The 18,697-nt window shown below is 43.0% G+C and carries 14 protein-coding genes; 12 read left to right on the plus strand and 2 right to left on the minus strand.

The genetic code is table 11. The features are described from left to right. The first annotated feature begins 16 nt into the window (after positions 1 to 16). The 10 genes from JMW94_RS14860 to JMW94_RS08365 all read left to right on the plus strand — a co-directional run bounded on the left by JMW94_RS14860 (position 17) and on the right by JMW94_RS08365 (position 10,766). Positions 17 to 868 carry a ComF family protein gene (locus tag JMW94_RS14860; protein WP_227685461.1) on the plus strand — a complete coding sequence of 284 codons (852 nt, stop codon included), beginning with the start codon at positions 17 to 19 and terminating at the stop codon, positions 866 to 868. A 367-nt stretch (positions 869 to 1,235) separates the two neighbouring features. After that, positions 1,236 to 1,727, plus strand: a complete 492-nt coding sequence (locus tag JMW94_RS08325) for a Tfp pilus assembly protein FimT/FimU (RefSeq protein WP_201603898.1) — start codon at positions 1,236 to 1,238, stop codon at positions 1,725 to 1,727. Next, a complete protein-coding gene (gene pilV, locus JMW94_RS08330) occupies positions 1,727 to 2,446 on the plus strand; it encodes a type IV pilus modification protein PilV (protein WP_201603900.1) in 720 nt (239 codons plus the stop codon). Before JMW94_RS08325 ends, pilV begins: the two co-directional genes overlap by 1 nt. After that, positions 2,446 to 3,399: a PilW family protein gene (locus tag JMW94_RS08335; RefSeq protein WP_201603902.1), complete on the plus strand. Its 954-nt coding sequence runs from the start codon at positions 2,446 to 2,448 to the stop codon at positions 3,397 to 3,399. The genes pilV and JMW94_RS08335 overlap by 1 nt, the downstream gene beginning before the upstream one ends. 13 nt (positions 3,400 to 3,412) lie before the next feature. Then, positions 3,413 to 4,228 (plus strand): pilus assembly protein PilX, encoded by an 816-nt coding sequence (locus JMW94_RS08340; RefSeq protein ID WP_201603904.1) that lies wholly within the window; start codon positions 3,413 to 3,415, stop codon positions 4,226 to 4,228. Between the two features lie 167 nt (positions 4,229 to 4,395). Further along, positions 4,396 to 8,304, plus strand: coding sequence for a PilC/PilY family type IV pilus protein (locus JMW94_RS08345; RefSeq protein ID WP_201603906.1), 3,909 nt, complete (start codon positions 4,396 to 4,398; stop codon positions 8,302 to 8,304). Between the two features lie 130 nt (positions 8,305 to 8,434). Then, entirely contained in the window at positions 8,435 to 9,001 is a 567-nt protein-coding gene (locus tag JMW94_RS08350) for a type IV pilin protein (RefSeq protein ID WP_201603908.1), read from the plus strand. Continuing rightward, positions 9,001 to 9,444 (plus strand): type IV pilin protein, encoded by a 444-nt coding sequence (locus tag JMW94_RS08355; protein WP_201603910.1) that lies wholly within the window; start codon positions 9,001 to 9,003, stop codon positions 9,442 to 9,444. The genes JMW94_RS08350 and JMW94_RS08355 overlap by 1 nt, the downstream gene beginning before the upstream one ends. Before the next feature lie 322 nt (positions 9,445 to 9,766). Continuing rightward, positions 9,767 to 10,183, plus strand: a complete 417-nt coding sequence (locus JMW94_RS08360; RefSeq protein ID WP_201603912.1) for a pilin — start codon at positions 9,767 to 9,769, stop codon at positions 10,181 to 10,183. A gap of 136 nt (positions 10,184 to 10,319) precedes the next feature. Then, positions 10,320 to 10,766, plus strand: coding sequence for a pilin (locus tag JMW94_RS08365; protein WP_201603914.1), 447 nt, complete (start codon positions 10,320 to 10,322; stop codon positions 10,764 to 10,766). Between the two features lie 81 nt (positions 10,767 to 10,847). Here JMW94_RS08365 and fdxA read toward each other — a convergent pair whose 3' ends face one another. Further along, positions 10,848 to 11,171 (minus strand): ferredoxin FdxA, encoded by a 324-nt coding sequence (gene fdxA, locus JMW94_RS08370; protein ID WP_192994430.1) that lies wholly within the window; start codon positions 11,169 to 11,171, stop codon positions 10,848 to 10,850. 206 nt (positions 11,172 to 11,377) lie between these two features. Further along, complete coding sequence (mutS, locus tag JMW94_RS08375; protein ID WP_201603916.1) at positions 11,378 to 14,536, minus strand: DNA mismatch repair protein MutS; 3,159 nt, start codon at positions 14,534 to 14,536, stop codon at positions 11,378 to 11,380. 506 nt (positions 14,537 to 15,042) lie between these two features. On the opposite strand from mutS, the gene secA reads away from it, so the two are divergent. Further along, positions 15,043 to 17,820, plus strand: a complete 2,778-nt coding sequence (gene secA, locus JMW94_RS08380; protein WP_109592334.1) for a preprotein translocase subunit SecA — start codon at positions 15,043 to 15,045, stop codon at positions 17,818 to 17,820. 287 nt (positions 17,821 to 18,107) lie between these two features. Further along, the gene (locus tag JMW94_RS08385; protein ID WP_109592336.1) at positions 18,108 to 18,641 is read left to right on the plus strand and encodes a hypothetical protein; all 534 of its coding nucleotides are present in this window, start codon (positions 18,108 to 18,110) and stop codon (positions 18,639 to 18,641) included. Positions 18,642 to 18,697: the final 56 nt, after the last annotated feature.

Below are 18,697 nucleotides of genomic sequence, written 5' to 3' on the forward strand. Positions count from 1 at the left end.
ATTTTGACAATCGTCCATGCGACTTTTAGCGCCTTATCAAACCGGACTATGGCTGGCAGAGTATCTCGATATACGCTGTCAGTTGTGCCGTATTTATCGCAGCACGCCACAATCTCAGCTATCTCAAAATTACCTCTTATCAAATATTCGTAGCTTGCCAACGGCTGATCCTATACCGCACTCGCTAAAACCCCTGCCAAACGATCCTTCATTTTTTGCTAATTTGCGCCAGCAATTTAACCACCGTTTTAACAGCGGACTACTTTGCTCACATTGTCATGACAGTATCGCGTGGTTGCCGAAACCCTTCAATGTTGATATTGCTGCTGGTACGGTTTTATCTATCCAAACGGCGACTTATTATGAGTATCCGCTGCGTCAAGCGATCAGAGCTTTTAAGCACCATGAAGACATGACCAAATTGCCGTTATTGTTACATGCTATACGTCAGCTACCACGTCCTCATGGTTGTCATCATGATAATAGCGTGATTATCGCCATGCCAACAACCGAGCAACGACTGGTCAAGCGTGGCTTCGATCCTGTCAGTATTTTATCCGCGCAATTGTCTAAGCATTGGCAGATACCTTTATGGCATGGTGTAAAGCGTATTGACGACACTGTCAGTCAGCAAAGGCTTACACGTGCTGAGCGCCTGAGTAATCTAGACAATGCTTTTGTTTTAATCGAAAAACCTCCTGTGAAACACTTATTATTGTTTGATGATGTTGCGACCACGGGTGCCAGTTTACAAGCATTAGGACGTACACTGCTTACCTCGGCTGAGACAGTCACCATGTCAGATATTCAAGCCAATCATAAATACCATCTTTCTGCCTATGCTTTAGCGCATGGAAATCAGTCTTAAAATCTGTTCCTCTCTATTGATAACTACTAATATGTTGCTAATATGTTGCCTTAACGCTATATTATTAAAATAATATATGTTTATTTGTTATTAACTCCCAAAATATTGTGCTTATTACTCAATAGCATTGCTTATAAAATGATATTTTCTAAATAGCTTGCATAACTGCTATGGCTATTGTTATTTCTATGCAAAAATTTTGTCAAATATTATGGAACAAAAATTGCTGTATTTTGATTGAATAACAATAAAAAGACGGGCGAAAATGATATGAAAATACGAATTCATTGTTGATATTTTTGGTCCAGTATTGGTATTGGACAAACAATAGTTATTATAAAATTGCCGTTATAAATAGGGATTTGATGTGAACGCATCTACAAACAATCTACCACTTACGCTACGAACAACCAACTCAGGATTCACCCTGATTGAACTGATGGTAACGATTGCTGTGCTTGCCATTATTGTCGGTATTGCAGCGCCCAGCATTAGCAATCAGTTGGCAAATCAAAGAGTGAAGTCGACGACTGCGACGCTGGTTAATGCACTAAAAGAAGCTAAGGCTGAGAGTTTGATTCGTCGGCAAGAGATTGAATTTTCGTATGATAATAATGGTACTGATGAAGCAGGGACTATAACGTTTGAGAGCGATAATACCGTCATTGCCACATACCAATACAGTGCCAAGAGTAAGATTACTTCTAGCGATGATGAGATAAAATTTAAGCCGAGTAAGACTGTAGATGCAATGGTATTTACTATCTGTGATAGCAATACTGATGTAACTCCGCGCCAAGTTACTATTACTAGTGTGGCTAATATCACTATCAAAACCAACGCAGGAGCAACGTGCTAATGAATAAGCTAAGTTATCAGCGAGGCGTTGGACTGATTGAAGTATTGGTCGCAGTGTTACTATTATCTATAGCTGTATTGGGCTTTAGTGCTTTGCAAGTACGTGCCATCAGTGCCACAGATGAAAGCTTAGTACGCACCAAGTCCTTAACCATAATACGTAACTTGGCTGAGGTAATGCGGGCTTATCCAGAAGCCTATGTAAAAAATGGCACTGCACCACCCTTTGAGAGTATTCTTTCGACAGAATTTTCTGACTTGACGGCCGCTGAGCGTGCGGCAGTGGTGTCAACCATACAGGCTGTGGTAAGTAGCTCTGCTACTGATAGCGTGGTTATTTATTACGTAAAGACCAATAGTGATGATACTAAAACTACAATTAGTAAAACCGTTAGTGTTGATGCGACTGGTGAAAACTGCCTATCAACCACTACCAAGACCGTAGGCGGTAAGATCGTCCCCAAGCAGACTTGTACGATTAATGAGCTTGCGGCTCGTGATGCGCTGATGATAAAAAAACAAGCGGCTGATCAAGGAATAACGATTAATATTGAAACTTGCCCTGGTAGTGCTGCCAATGCTATCCAGCAACAGATGTGCGTGATTACCGCATGGGACGGTACCAAAGCGATATTAGATGATACCGATGCCGCCGCTTGTGCTGGCGCTAATGGTACCTACAAAGCAGGCAGCCAGTGCCTAATTTCGGAGGCCTACTAATGAATACTCGGCATATAAACAGTAAACGTACTCATTCGTCAGGGTTTACGCTGATTGAGCTGATGATATCTTTGGTATTAGGGCTACTCATATCGGCCGCTGTCTTACAGGTTTATATTATCAATGTCCGTACCAGTACCGTACAGCAGAGTGCCTCAGAGGTTCAGGATAGTGCTATATTTTCGCTACAAGCTATTGAAGAACATATCCGTCTGGCAAACTTAGGCAACCCTATTAGCAACATCAAGGACACCACCAATCATGGCGGTGTCGTGCTGACTGCGGTGAACTTAGGTACGAGTAATGCCACCGATGCCAAGTACCTCACAGTGAGTGCGGATAGTACGGGCTGGACAGGATTGTCCAATATTACAGGTGTCGAAAGTGATCAATTGACCATTCAATATAAAAATGTCACCTCATCATCTTTATTTGATTGTGAAGGCACAGAAGTTGTTTTAGGTAGTAGTGACTGGGTGGTCGAGCGCTATTTTGTTCGCAAAGCTACAGGTGGTGCGGATACGGATCTCGTATTGGCATGTGCTGCTGGCCGTGTTGATGAAGATGGACAGATAGTTACAGCATTTACAGGTAACGGTGAAGTTATTATACCAGCCGTCGATCAGTTCAAAGTACTATTAGGCACACTTGCGGATGTTTCAACCTTGAGCTATTTACCCGCTAGCACCTATTTAGAGCTCACAGACAAGCCTTCGATCACAACGGTTAAGTTTGGTGTGATTGTCCGCAGTGATACACCATTGATAGAAAACCCTGAGAGTAGCTTACCTGTCGCAGATAAAGGTAAGTTTACAATATTGGGTGTCGAACAAAAACTAAAAGCTGATAGTGTGAGTAAAGTACGCTATCGTCGCAGTTATGAATCTACCATCGTACTGCGTAGCGCTCGTGTCATGTCCGTGACTGGTCTGAAATCTAATGTCAAGTCCTAATAGGAGAGGCGATATGTCAAATAATCAGCGCTATCAGCAAGCGCACTCAATAGCTCCGTCATCTCATCAGCAGGGTGCCGTACTTATTGTGGTATTGCTGTTCTTAGTCTTGATTATATTAGCAGGTGTCATCGCCGTAAAGCAGAGCACCACTGACCTCAAGCTATCAACCAGTGATCAAATCAATACCTTATTACTACAGTCAGCGGACAATGCTAACCAAAATATCGAGCAAAGCATGAATGGCAGTAGCGATGCCGATGCCTATGACGCGATGATCGCGCGTGGCGGGCCATTTGGTCATTTTATCTTGACCGATTATAGTGTTGAGAACGAATATGCATTTTGCTTTCGTCCACGCGATCAGTTGTTTAATATCAACAAAACCACCATTCTAACGCCAGATGGCACGATAACCAATAGTGGCTACTGTGACACTACCAAACCAGATGACTATGTAAGTAGTCGCAATACCAGTATGACCCAGGTCAATGTATCGCTCACACCGCCTAGTGCCGAAAACGAAGCTTTTGGAAGCTATACTATCGGTCAAGGTAGTGACTCGCTCGCGTCTAAAGCCTTTATGTTTGACATCAATAGTACAGCTGTATTACCTAGCTATGCAGATGTGGGTGATTGCTTTGAGAAGACCAGTAAGCTACATACCGAGACTGATGCTAAAAAAACCATTGGCGGTTGCATGGCAGAAAAGGGCGTACCGAGTACTGTCATCTATGAAATGGCCGAAGTCGAAAACCAATCACTACGCACCGCCTGTGTCGATTTTGGTAAAGGCTCAGGACTACTGTGTACATTACCTGCTAGCTAATCAGTACCCTGATTTTAATTTTGCAATACTATATTTGCACCACACACATATAGCATCATTACTACCATTTATAGAAGGAATAGGTCATGAAACAGATAATTAACAAAGGGTCTAATCGACAGTCATGGCCTATGAAAGCGCTAACAGCATCTATAGCAATAGTAATAATGGGATCTTTAGTATCTGCAAATAGTGCTACTGATACTTCAGTTAGAAAACCTATCGGTGATCTTGAGATCTATAAAGCAGCCAAGCCTGGTACCGCTTCTATCTTTATGATGCTCGATACTTCAGGGAGTATGAGTAATCGCAGTGGTTGCTCTAATTATAGTAGTTCCAACATAACGTCCCGTATAAAAGTATATCCACGTCAAGTTGATACTACTGCGCTTGATGGTTTATTCCGAGACGAAAACGGCAATACTGTCCTAGATAAAACAGCAACACCTACTACAAATCAAGAAATCACTTATTCTACCTGCAAAGACAGCAATGGTAATGTTATCGCTCGTACACTACTAGCTCGTTTACAAGTAGCACTTATAGAGCTATTAGCAGATGAGGTTTTTGAAGATGGTAGTATAAAAGATACTGGCTCACTCCCGGATAATTATGCCATAGGCATGGGTAACTATAGTTACAATGGCAACGGCAGAACTGGCGTGGTTCTAGAGCCCACGAGTGATCTAACGGCTGGACAAAGAGCAAAGCTAATTGCCGAGATTATAGATTTAGAGGCAGAGGGTAATACTCCGACAGCTCATGCATTTGCCGAGGCTGGTGCCTATATGATGGGTACAACAACAGCTGATGTAACAGTCGTTGCTGAGCGCGAGTATCGTAATAAAGGAGATGAGTGGCGTAAATGTAATGGTAATGAAAGCGTATTAACATTCGATAGCGAAATAGACACATACGTATATGATTGTAATAGTTGGGGTCCATGGTCAAAAAGCTCTAATGTATTACCAAGTTATAGTACCAAGTCTAATATAGACCACAAATATGATAGTGGTCGTACTTATTTTGCAAACGATAATTCCTACAGTGGCTTTACGCAGTCATCAAGTGATTCTAAAAAAGATGGTAGTTATATTTCTCCTTTAAGTGATAAGGAGTGTAGCGGCAATGGTATTTATCTACTGACAGATGGTCAGCCGAATGGTAGTAGTCCTGATAGAGCTAAAGGGGTAATGAATGCTTCTTTATCAGGCTCTAATCCTGCATTATCGATCAACAGTTGTAGCACCTTGCCAGGCGATACCGACAGTAGGTCATGGGGGTGTATGGCGAGCTATGCCGCACTGTTACGTAATAAAGCAAGTAATTCTAAAAGATTGCCCATTAAGACTGCGACTGTGGGCTTTGGTAGTGAGTTTGCTGGTTTGACGGGTACACGCTCCATCACAATAAATGGTGAAGCAAAAACAGTCGTGGATTGTACTAGTGGTAATGCTAATGATGATACTCGTAATCTATGTAAACTGGGTGAACGTAGAGGTGACGGAGAGACTAAGACTTACGGCGATGGCGGATTTTATTATACTGAAAACTCTGAAGATATCGCCAAAAGCATCCTTGACTTCTCGGCTAGTCTGGTACAGATTATCAACACAGCACCTTCAGGTACGATTACTATCCCAGAAGACCCATATCGCGCAGCGAATCAACTACCGTATGCTTATCTCCCGATGCTCGACCCCGATATCATCTCCACAGCCAGTATATGGAAAGGTAACCTCAAAAAATACAATTTGGATCAAGGCACGCTATTTGGGAAAAGTAATAGTAAACTCTACAAAGATGTAGCTGGTAATCTTGACGAAAATACCCAAGATGTCTGGCAATCTGCTGATTTTGAAGTCAATAACGTTATTGCAAATAATAATATCGCTGCTGGCGGTGTTTATGCTCAATTAAAAACGCCAAGTTCAGGTCTGAGCAGTGTGCGTACTTTGTATGTCGAGGATTATACCTCGAGTGGTGACAAAACCCCAATATTGCGTAAGCTGACGGTCAATGGTAGCGGTAAGCCAGTAGGATTCGATACACTGGTAGATACCGTGGCATATAGCCAAATAAACCAACGTCGCCTGCTGAGCTTCTTAGGCTTTGGTAGTGTGCTAACGAATGGTGGTCAAGCAGTAGACTCAATTCTTGTAAAAAATTTAAATCTAACTCAACCAACTAAAAAAACAAAAGTTTTAGGTGGTGTTGTGCATTCAAAGCCTGAAGCAATATCTTATGGCGCAGAGTTAGATGATAAGGGTAATATCATTAACTCTGGAGAGGACTATGTACTATTTGGTTCTATGGACGGTGCTTTGCATTTAGTAGAGGCGAAAGAAGGTAAAGAAAAAGTCGCTATTATACCTAGACAAATGCTCATCAATCAACCAGAAGCGTTAGTGGAAGGTTCAATCAAAGCTGACATAGGCCAGCCCTACTTTGGAGTAGATGCGCCGTGGCTGGTCAAGACCGACTACAATTATGACTTAGCGGGTAAAAGAGTAACCGTCGATACTACATCAGGCAAAGGCATGTTTGCTTATGGTGGTCTGCGTATGGGCGGTGAAGCGCTCTATGGTATGAACATCACTAATAAATCGACACCTAAGATACTATTTACCATTACATCGCAAGGGGTCAGCTCCACGACTGCTGGCAAATCTGCAACCACAGGTTTTGAGCGTTTGGGTCAGATTTGGAGCAAACCCGTTGCTGCAAAAATACGCCTAACTAAAGGCTCTAGCACTACAAAGAACACCGCGCCAACTGATGTGCTGATATTCGGTGGTGGCTATGATATGAGCTACGAAGAAGATGACTACGTACCAACTACTGCAAAGCCTGCCAAGGGTAGTGCTATATATATGGTCAATGCCCAGACAGGCGAGCTGATATGGTCAACTAGTAGCGCTGCATCATCAGGTAAAAATGTCAAAATAGATAGTATGATTAATAGTATTACCGGTGGTATTACCGTATTGGATCGCGATAATGATGGCCTGATAGATCATATCTATGCTGCTGACTTAGGCGGGCAAGTATTCCGCGCAGACTTTGAGAACGCTCGTATTGAGCAGTTTGGCTTTACCGCTGTCAATAGCTTTGCTAACAAAGGCGTGACGCGCATACTCAATGTCGTCCCAACTAATAAAAAGCTTGCTTATCGCTTTTATGAGAGCCCGATAGTGAGCTTTTTCCGTAGAGAAGCGGGACCAGATAATGGCAAACTCTTTGCTATGGTTAATGTGATCTCAGGTAACCGCAGCGCGCCACTATCGATACTGCGTGATAATAACGCTTATGCCAACCGTGTATACGGCATCATCGATAACGATGTGACCCATGCAGATCTATTTAAGAGTGGCTTTAGCAAAACGATAGCCGACCTAACAGAAGCCAAATTGGTCAACTTAGGCGATGAGATTCCAAAGATTGCAAGCCAAACCACCGATCCAAGCCGTACAGCTAAAAAAGACGCAGCCATCGCGGCGATGATAGGTAAGGCACAAAGTGGTGGAACAGCTGCTGTTCAAGCTAGCAAAAATGGCTGGTACTATCCGCTCACGCGCTTCGATGGCTATAACAACGTTAGATATAATAAAGGCATCGGCGATAGTGTGGTGATTAACAACCTACTCTATACCAGCGTTTATAACCCTGACAAAGTATATGGCAACACGGCGAGCTGTACCGCCAAGATATCAGGCGGCTCTGAGCGTCAGATATATTGTCTACCTTATGGTGTCTGTATGGAAGACACCTCTATATCAGGTACAGGCGGCTTTGTTCCAGCCGGTCAAGGTATCCAAGAGTTGGCACTTGGCGCATATAATGCTGATAATACTGATGTCAAAGTACTCATCGGCACAACCACTATCGCTGACCGTATCGAAGCAGCCAATCGCGCAAAGTATGGCAAAGATAGCGTAAAAGATGATAGTAATATCAAAGACTTGTATTCAGGAACAGACAAGGCCACTCAAGACAATGGTGATGGCTCATCGGTTGAGTACCTATTTAATGAACGCTATACCATGCAGCCAAAAGCTTGGTACGAGCGCAAGTAGTCGCTATAGCAACAGCCATACTTTTGCTAAGTATTGTAGCCAAGATTATCAATGTCATCATTATTAACGGCATTGCCAATAATATGATCAGCTACGATACTTATCTTTTATGCTACATAGGACATCGCCCATGACAGCCGTACCGCTGACCGCCCAACATAGCAATCGCGGCTTTACCCTTATAGAGCTATTGATTGTTATATTCATAATATCTATTTTGACTGCTGTCGCTATACCAAGCTATCGTCAATATGCGGTAAGCAATGCAGAGCGTGAGGTACAAGCAAAAATGCTGCGGCTTGAGATCGAACTAGAGCGCTGGCGAGCTAAATCGCTGACCTATCAAGGGTTCCAACCGCAAGTGGTCAATACTGCAACCAATGAAGTGACTTATAGCTATGACGATAGCCCTGCGACGAACAAGACTATCTATGTACCAGATGGTCGTGATGCTAGTAACTATCGCTATAAGATTATACTCGTAGATGGTACGGTGCCGGCCAATTCTTTAGTAAATGCAGGCCTGAATACCACAGGAAGGACGTGGAAGATGTACGCAGAGCCTAAAAAATCAGGTATAACCACTCATGCCAGTAAAATGATGCTGACCAGCAGTGGGCTAAAATGTAAGAATCTAGGTACCATTACTTTTGATGAGACCTATGCTGATTGTGGGACTGATAAGGAGGAATGGTAATGAACAGAGATGTGAGAAAGCTACCATCCGCTTCTAATCCTCAACTTGGATTCACGCTGATGGAGCTAATGATAGTGGTCGCCATCATTGGCATACTCGCCGCCATCGCCTATCCAAACTATCAGCGCTATATCATTAAATCCAAACGCACTGACATGATGAGTGAGATGCATAATATCGCTGCTCAGATAGAGAGTCGTAAATTGGCACAAGGCACGTATAGTAATACGCTAATCACAGGGCTGGGCGGCAACTTTCCTAGACAAGGTCCTGCCTTATATACGATTACCTTTACTCCAAATCCTCTCACGTCCGAGTGGAGCATCATTGCTACTCCAAAAGCGACAAGCCAAATGGCGAACGATGGCAATCTCAGTGTCAATTTCCAAAATGTGAAATGCAGAGGTAGCGTTTGTGATAGTGGAGACAGCTGGAATGATTAAAAACAGCATTAAAGCCTAATAACTGACAAAAATTGTCAATTTGATTTACCTTTTACTACCTGTAATAGGTAAACTGACAATTTGCAGTAGGGTAAGCGTAACATTATCTGTCAGTTACTATTAAAGTCATCATTAGTTATGCAAAAATAGTAATAATAATCGAGTACTTAGTACTTAGCACGCCTGTACATTATAGCCATTATTTTTGGCACGTTATATGCAACATTTATAATAAGAGAAACAAACATATTATATCCCTAAAGATAAAACGCGACTGTATTAAAAGCAGCCAATTATCTTTATATACCCCAAAGGAGTTCTTATGAACGCTCAAAAAGGTTTTACCTTAATCGAACTAATGATCGTTGTTGCTATTATCGGTATTTTGGCTGCGATCGCGATTCCTGCTTATCAAGACTATATCGCTAAATCACAAGCAACAGGTGGTCTGGCAGAGATTGCACCAGCAAAAACTCAGTTTGAAATCGCTACTAATGAAGGTAAAACCCCTTCTGTAGTTGCTGCAGATGCAGGGTTTATCGGTGTAACAGCGACAGGTTCTCAATATTGTGACGTAGCGGTTACTGCAACTACTATAGTATGTACGCTTAAAAATGGTAACGCTACTAAAATTGATGGTAAGACTATTACATTAACTCGTGATGCTGATGACGGTACTTGGGCTTGTACTACTGGTAACGGATTGGAAGCAAAATACAAGCCAGGTAATTGTGCTTAATATTGAGCTTTAAATATAGTTAATTAATAAAAAAGCCAAACTTAGTGTTTGGTTTTTTTATGTTTGTTCGAAATGCCATGACAATGGCATGATGCCTGCATTATTTAGATAACATAAATAATTTAATAGAAATGCTATGAGCATGATTCAACATCGCCACTTATCCTTACAATCAGGCTTTACGCTCGTTGAGATGATGATTGTAGTGGCTATTATTGGTATTTTGGCTGCTATAGCGGGTGTCAGTTATCAGACTCAAATACGTCAAACGCAAATAATGACTATTTATCAAACTATAAATCAATTTCGGCTACCGTATCAGACATTAGTCAATGAAGGGGCTGGTGTGACTGCTTTTAGCCCAAGTGGTCTTAATATGCCTGACCAAACCAAATACTGTCAGTTTACGGTCAGCTCTCCTGCTGTTAGTGGGACAACTACTAATGCTGTTACCTGTACCATTCAAAACCTTGCTTATCTGCAAGGTGAGACAATTGGTCTTGACCGCGCCACTGACGGGTCATGGCAGTGTAGAGCGTCAGTAGGTATATCTAGAAACTATTTAACGAAAGATTGTCAATAGTTATAAATGAAAAGCCAAAAAATCACCCAATAGCCGTTGCCATTGGGTGATTTTTATTATTTAAAGAGCGGGTGTTATCAGCTACTTCTCTAAATACTGAATCTTGCCTTCTACACCATCCCACTTCTCAGCTTCTGGCAACTGACCTTTCATCTCGGTGATGTTTGGCCATTTTTGCGCCAGCTCTTCGTTTAGCTGAATAAAGACTTCTTGCCCTTTTGGTACTTCGTCTTCTGAGAAGATCGCATTGGCGGGACATTCAGGCTCGCATAGCGCGCAGTCGATGCACTCGTCAGGATCGATGACTAAAAAGTTCGGGCCTTCATAAAAGCAGTCCACAGGACAGACTTCCACACAGTCGGTGTATTTGCAAAGAATGCAGTTATCTGTAACGACAAAGGTCATAGTGAGGTCTACCTGTTATTGGATTGGCTGATATAGTTCATCCCTTTTAAAAGAGTTACTGTGCTCACCGCGCGTGAAGTATTATTGATACATCTGCACTTGGTTGCCTTGATCTTCTTTTAAATTGAATCAACGATAAGGGCTACATAGAATAGTTGAAAAATAAGGCATATTTTAACGCCTTTACGGCTAATTGACAATTCCCTTTAATGACTAATGATTTTCTTCAAATGATACAATAAATCATGCGCTTGTTTTGGCGTTAGACTATCAGGATCAATCGCGCTTAGCTCATCCTGTAAACTAAACAGCTGATTTTGTTGTGGAATATCAGTTATTATTTGAGATTGATTGGTGGTTTTTATATCAGCTCTCTCTATTTCATGACCATTCATATGATCGCATTTATCATTTACTGACTTAGCTAATTCATTTTTGTCATCAACGGCTCTCACGTTTTCTACCTTGCTAGGGTCTAATTTTAAGTTATCGGCTAAGTAGCGCTTGGCATCATCCAGTACTTGGGTAGGAATCCCTGCCATTTTTGCCACATGCAGACCAAAGCTAGAGCTTGCTGCACCATCTTTGATTTGATGCAGTAGTAATAACTGACCGTCAACTTCACTGGCTGCTACATGGACATTACGGATATCAGCATGATGCTTACCAGTACCATTCGTTAATTGTGTCAGTTCAAAATAGTGAGTGGCAAATAACGTCAGGCAGCCAATCTCAGTTAGGCGATTGACACAGGCATGGGCGATGGCCAAACCGTCAGTGGTGGCAGTACCGCGACCGACTTCATCCATCAGTACCAGCGATTTATTGGTTGCTTGATTGAGAATATTGGCCGTTTCAATCATTTCCACCATAAAGGTGGATTTACCGCCCGCCAAATCATCGGCTGAGCCAATACGGGTAAAAATGCGGTCGATATCACCAATATTCGCATGCTCAGCTGGCACAAAGCTGCCGCAATGCGCCAGTAGGACAATCAATGCTGTTTGGCGCATAAAGGTAGACTTACCACCCATATTAGGGCCGGTAATCATTAACAGGCGCTCAGGATTTGCATGACTGCCTAAAGCGCAATCATTGGCGACAAAATGGCTCGTAGGTTGAGGAGTGTTGCTTTTATTAACGGTGTTTCCAGTATTGTCTGGATTTAGCGCCGCTTCGACAACCACATGACGACCTGCTTTGATATCGATACTGGTTTGACTTTTATGGTTCAAGCCATTTTTTGAGTGACTGTTTTTTAAGCCGCTATCTTCTTTTGAGTCGTTACTCATGACTGGACGCTGCCAGTTATAAATAATTGCAAGCTGTGCCCAATTACTGAGCACATCTATTTGCGCAACCGCAGCGCTCAGTTGTTGCAGTTCGGCTAAATGGTTGCTGAGTTCAGTTAAGAGTTCGTGATACAGCTGCTTTTCACGGGTTAATGCTAATGACTGCGCGCTTAGATATTCTGTCTCGACTGTTTTTAGCTCGTCAGTGATAAAGCGCTCGCTACTTTTGAGCGTTTGCCGCCGGATAAAATGCGTCGGTGCATTCTTTGCTTGCATTTTAGGCAATTCAAAATAAAAGCCGCTCACTTTATTAAAGCCTACTTTTAGGCTGGGTAATTGACTCTCTAAACGTGCGCGCTCGACCATTTCATCCAATGTCACTTGGATATTGTCATGTAAATGAGTCAGGCGATCAAACTCAGCATCATAGCCAGCGGCGAGCATGCCGCCATCACGAATATGGGCAGGTGGTTCTGCGATAATAGCTCGCTCAATCAGCTCAGCGACGGACTGTATGGCAGGTAACTGCGCAGGCAATTGTTGCATTAGCATCGGTAACAGTCCTGCTTGTTCATGGCGAATACCTGCATTTGTCAGTAGCGTCGTAAGCTGGGCGCTACTAGCAATACCCTCAGCAAGTTTACGCAGGTCGCGCGGCTTAGCACTCATTAGCCCAATACGGCTACTAATACGTTCCATATCACCGATAGCATGTAAAGTCTCGCGTAAACTAGTGACTAAGGAGCTACTTTCTAGATTTTGATGAATGTTTTGATTTTCGCTAAAGTGATTATCTGTATTTAACAAACTGGCTATCGCATCTAAACGTAGATTAATACGCTCATGCTGCCGCAGTGGACGCTTCATTTGTTGTACGAGCAAGCGCCTTCCCATTGGCGTTTGACAGTGATTAAGTACCGATATCAATGACGTACCATTACTGCTAACGGGTGTAAATAGCTCAAGATTTTGCTGACTATTGGCATCAATAATTAAATAATCGTCACTGTACTCAATGATCAGCTGATTAAGTTGTGGCACATGACGCTGCTGAGTTTGCCGCGCATAATGTATGAGCGCCGCACAGCTAGATTGGGCAAGAAGTGCGTCATTGATTCCTAGTCCCTCAAGGCGCTGCACGTCAAACTGCTGGCAAAGAGTTGCGCTGGCATGCTCACGGTGGAAGTCATTTTCCGCCACTTCGATAATCGGACAGTCGAGATGTTGACGTAGCCACAGCAGCCAATCTTCGCCGATACGGTCGTTAAGTGCTTCGCTAATGATACATTCACTAGGCGCAAAGCGTGCCAACACCGTCAGCATTTGCGTTTGCAAATTTTTAACATCATCGTGGCTGTTATTATAGCTGACGCTTAGTGTTTGCGTCGTTAGTGTTCCAGCAGCTAAATTCATTTGGCTAATGGCAGCTTGCACAGGTTGTTTGCTGTTCGATTTAGGTATCTCGATATCAATGGCGACCACAGTTGGCGTATGATTGGGCGCAATTAAAGCATCATCAGTAATTGTCCCTGCGGTCAGGGTTTTAACCACTTCACGGCGCATAATACTGCCAGCAGCAGATTTACTTTTATCTTTTTTCTGCTTATCGCCCATCGTCGGAGCATTGGACGGGTTATTCGTGTTGTCAGTGCCAGTGGCTGATTCGTCAATTTGCTCACACACAACGACGGTTTGCCCAGCAGCTATCAACCTTGCCATGTAGCTATCGGCCGCATGAAAAGGCACACCTGCCATGGCAATGGTATTGCCCGCTTTATCCGTACCACGGCGAGTCAAGGTGATGTCTAATATTTGTGCCGCGCGCTTGGCATCATCAAAAAATAACTCATAAAAATCACCCATGCGGTACAGCAGTAACGCTTGTGGATAGTTGGCTTTCATGGTTAGATATTGCACCATCATCGGCGTATGATCTGCCAAGTGATAAACGGTATCGCCTACCATCAACTGATCGGCAATCAAAGGTGTCACGGTCTGTTGTTTTGATATTGCGTACTTTGACGGAGTAGGTTTTTCGGCGTTAAGGTTTTGAGCGGATGGCTTAGCGGTCATGCAGAGTCTCTTATAATGCTTAAATGGGTTTTTTAGTCAGCTGGCGTTAAACGGACGACGGTATAGTCAGATCAGTGTAAAAAATAGATGAGAAAAACACTCGCTTATGAGTGGTTGATTTGCAAGATTCTGGTTGATTTTTACCAAAATAGCTTTATTAAAGGGTCATCATAGCGCGCAAATTTAGCAGTCAAAAAACTAAGAAGTGTGAAAGTGTAATTACTATTTTAACACGTCCTGCCGCGCTTTTACGTCGGCAAATATCTACTCGCTGCCCTTGTATCCATCGGCGTCATAACCATATATAATGACGTCACACTTAATTGGGCGATACTTCATTAGGCGACACTTCATTAGGCAGTACCTTATTAATTAGTACTTTGTTAAGAGGTGCTTTGTTAACAAAAGGTACTTAGTCAGGTGATGACTGTAATGACAAGGCGGCAGCGGGCGAAGCTTTGGCTAATGCGCACTAATTATCGAATATTTCCATAGGTCAAAAAATTATGTTATCAAAGATTATAGGCAGTGTGGTTGGCACTAAAAATGACCGCGAATTAAAGCGCATGCGCAAAGTGGTCAGCAAAATCAACGCACAAGAGGCTGCGGTACAAGCCCTGTCTGATGAGCAATTACAACAAAAAACCGAAGAGTTTAAAGCACGACACCAACAAGGTGAAAGCTTAGATGCATTACTACCAGAAGCGTTTGCCGTCTGCCGTGAAGCGTCATTACGCGTCAATGGTATGCGTCATTATGATGTGCAGCTGATCGGTGGTATCACCTTGCACGAAGGCAAAATCGCTGAGATGAAAACGGGCGAAGGTAAAACCCTAATGGGTACTTTGGCGATGTACCTCAATGCCATCAGTGGTAAAGGTGTGCATCTGGTTACGGTCAACGATTATTTGGCGGCGCGTGATGCTGAATTGAACCGTCCATTATTTGGCTTTTTGGGCATGACCGTCGGTGTCATTTATTCACAACAACCGCCGCAAGAAAAAATCGACGCTTATCAAGCGGATATCACTTACGGTACCAATAACGAATATGGCTTTGATTATCTGCGCGATAACATGGTTTTTAGTTTAAAAGAGAAAAAGCAGCGTCCATTAAACTTCTGTATTATTGATGAAATTGACTCTATTTTAATCGATGAGGCTCGTACGCCGCTGATTATCTCAGGTCAAGCCGAAGATTCTTCACGTATGTACGCGCTGATTAATACCATTATCCCTGTGCTGATTCGCTCAAAAGATGAAGAGGCCAATAAGAATAACGAAGAAGAAGATTTCTGGATTGATGAAAAAAATCGTCAAATCGAAATCAGTGAAAAAGGCTATGAAAAAATTGAGCGCTTCTTAATCGAAGTCGGTGAGTTGGGTGAAAATGAAAGTTTATACAGCCCAAGCCGTTTGCCATTATTGGCTCACGTACAAGCTGCCATTCGCGCCCATCATGTATTCGTTAAAAACGTACACTATATCGTCGATGATGGTGAAGTAGTTATCGTTGATGAAAACACCGGTCGCACCATGCCGGGTCGCCGTTGGTCAGAAGGTCTGCATCAAGCGGTAGAAGCCAAAGAAAACGTCGAAATTCAAGCAGAAAACCAAACGCTTGCGACCACGACGTTCCAGAACTACTTCCGTTTGTATGAAAAATTATCAGGCATGACAGGTACCGCTGATACCGAGGCAGCAGAATTCAAATCAACTTATGACTTAGATGTCATCGTGATTCCGACGCACGAGCCGATTGCTCGTATCGATATGGATGACCAGATTTTCTTGACCAAGTTAGGTAAATACAAAGGTATCATTCGCGAAATCAAAGAGATTCAAGCCAAAGGTGCTCCAGTCTTGGTTGGTACGGCGACGATTGAAGCCAGTGAAGAGTTGTCTTACTTGCTCGATCAAGAAGGCGTCAAGCATAACGTCCTAAACGCCAAACAACACGAGCGTGAAGCCGAAATCATCGCGCAGGCAGGTAGTCCAAAGGCTGTGACGATCGCGACCAACATGGCTGGTCGTGGTACCGATATTATCCTTGGTGGTAACTGGCAATCGTTTATTGAAGATATCGATTCGGTCAGCCCTGAAGAAATGGCGCGCCTAAAAGCAGAATGGCAAGTCAAGCATGACCAAGTGGTTGCGGCTGGCGGTTTGCATATCATTGGTTCTGAGCGCCATGAATCACGTCGTATCGATAACCAGCTACGGGGTCGCGCCGGTCGTCAAGGCGATCCTGGGATGTCGCGTTTCTTTTTATCGCTCGAAGATGACTTGATGCGTATCTTTGCTGGTGACCGCGTCGTAAATATGATGCGTGCCATGGGTCTGAAAGAAGATGAAGCTATTGAGCATAAAATGGTCTCAAAATCGATTGAAAATGCCCAAGGTAAAGTAGAAAGCCGTGATTTTGATGCGCGTAAAAATCTGTTGAAATATGATGACGTCGCCAATGAGCAGCGTAAAGTGATCTATGGTCAGCGTGATGACTTGCTAGCAGAGATGGATTTGCTTGAAGCCATTGAGATTATGCACGAAGAAGTCTATAACGCCATGATTAACCAGTTTATTCCGCCAGGTTCTATCGATGACCAATGGAATATTGATGGCTTAGAAGACGAGCTTGAAAATGAATTTAAGATTGCGATGCCGATCAATGATTGGCTCGATGAAGATCGCCGCTTAGATGAAGAAGGGTTGCGTGCCAAAATCATCCAAACGGCTATCGATCGCTATCATAGCCGCCGTGAGCAGATGGGCGAAAAAGATGCTGCCCAGCTTGAGCGTCACTTTATGCTACAGAGCTTAGACAAGCATTGGAAAGAGCATTTGACCCAAATGGATCAGCTGCGTAAAGGCATTCATCTGCGTGGTTATGCACAGAAAAACCCTGAGCAAGAATATAAGCGTGAATCATTTGAGCTGTTCCAAATGATGCTTGGCGCAATTAAATCTGAGACCGTTCAAGATTTATCACGTGTCCATATTCCGACCAAAGAAGAGCTAGAAGCGCTGGAAATACAGCAGCGTGAGAATGCTGCTCATATGCAAATGCAGTTCGAGCATAGTGATATTGATAATATGGATAGCGGGGCTGAAAAAGCCGCCGCGCAAAATCGCAATCTTGCTGGTAGTGCGGTCGCAGGTGCTGTTGTGGGTAGTGGTAGTAATACCAATGAGGCAGATCCATACGCTGGTATGAATATCAGTCGTAACGCCCCATGCCCTTGTGGTTCAGGTCTTAAGTACAAGCAATGTCATGGTAAAATATAGCATTCATAAGCGAATATTGATAATAAACAGCTAAGCATTGCTGCTTATATATCTTTAATATTCGTTAGTCTCAAAAGCCCTTATCTACTTTAGATAAGGGCTTTTCTGTATTTGCTCATATTCTTTGTCTCTACATTATCTTGAATCGACTATATTATTTGCAGATAGTAAAGTTGACTCTTCACAAATGCGTTGGCTATATTTCGTATTGATTACTTACAAATTCAACATAGGCGTGGATTTATGGACACGTTATAGTGTTTAACATATTCATTGGGGAAAGTGTTATGACTATAGAATTATTAAAAAAATTGCGTACTTCTGTGGCGCTGACTGGCCTACTTGCTGGCGTCCTGACGCTTGGTGCTTGTCAGCAACAGTCAGATACAGAAGCGGGTATAGATGATGGTGCTCATAGCGAAGAAACGGTGCCGATGTCCGCTGAACCTGCTGAGCCTAATGAGGTGGTTGTCGATACAGCGGATGCATCGCTCAGTGAAGTACAGGATGATACCGTAGCTTCGGTAAATAGTGGCGTCAGTCAAATAGCCTATCTGTGCTCACCTGAGCTGAAAGTTAATGCAACTTATAAAGAAGATGCCAAACAAGTAGTCATCGCGACTGATACGGGTACGGTGACATTAAATAAAACCAATGATGCCAGTAATCCAGAAGTGTTTGAAGTAGCAACTGCTATTGATGGGAGTCAGGGCTTTACCCAGTGGCGTGTAGCACACGAAGCGCGTGAGACGGGTGTGATGCGTACAGCAGGTACAGATGCGGCGAATGTCAGCACTTATGAATGTAAAAAAACCTCATAATAAGTAAGCAATCAAGAAAAAAGCAACGATAATGTTGCTTTTTTGATGTGTAGTTT

This window comes from Psychrobacter immobilis, assembly GCF_904846185.1.
Classification (GTDB): domain Bacteria; phylum Pseudomonadota; class Gammaproteobacteria; order Pseudomonadales; family Moraxellaceae; genus Psychrobacter; species Psychrobacter immobilis_B.

Coding starts and splice junctions, on each gene's coding strand:
- JMW94_RS14860 (WP_227685461.1), top strand. CDS start 17: ATGCGACTTTTAGCGCCTTATCAAACCGGACTATGGCTGGCAGAGTAT.
- pilV (WP_201603900.1), top strand. CDS start 1,727: ATGAATAAGCTAAGTTATCAGCGAGGCGTTGGACTGATTGAAGTATTG.
- JMW94_RS08335 (WP_201603902.1), top strand. CDS start 2,446: ATGAATACTCGGCATATAAACAGTAAACGTACTCATTCGTCAGGGTTT.
- JMW94_RS08340 (WP_201603904.1), top strand. CDS start 3,413: ATGTCAAATAATCAGCGCTATCAGCAAGCGCACTCAATAGCTCCGTCA.
- JMW94_RS08345 (WP_201603906.1), top strand. CDS start 4,396: ATGGGATCTTTAGTATCTGCAAATAGTGCTACTGATACTTCAGTTAGA.
- JMW94_RS08350 (WP_201603908.1), top strand. CDS start 8,435: ATGACAGCCGTACCGCTGACCGCCCAACATAGCAATCGCGGCTTTACC.
- JMW94_RS08355 (WP_201603910.1), top strand. CDS start 9,001: ATGAACAGAGATGTGAGAAAGCTACCATCCGCTTCTAATCCTCAACTT.
- JMW94_RS08360 (WP_201603912.1), top strand. CDS start 9,767: ATGAACGCTCAAAAAGGTTTTACCTTAATCGAACTAATGATCGTTGTT.
- JMW94_RS08365 (WP_201603914.1), top strand. CDS start 10,320: ATGAGCATGATTCAACATCGCCACTTATCCTTACAATCAGGCTTTACG.
- fdxA (WP_192994430.1), bottom strand. CDS start 11,171: ATGACCTTTGTCGTTACAGATAACTGCATTCTTTGCAAATACACCGAC.
- mutS (WP_201603916.1), bottom strand. CDS start 14,536: ATGACCGCTAAGCCATCCGCTCAAAACCTTAACGCCGAAAAACCTACT.
- secA (WP_109592334.1), top strand. CDS start 15,043: ATGTTATCAAAGATTATAGGCAGTGTGGTTGGCACTAAAAATGACCGC.
- JMW94_RS08385 (WP_109592336.1), top strand. CDS start 18,108: ATGACTATAGAATTATTAAAAAAATTGCGTACTTCTGTGGCGCTGACT.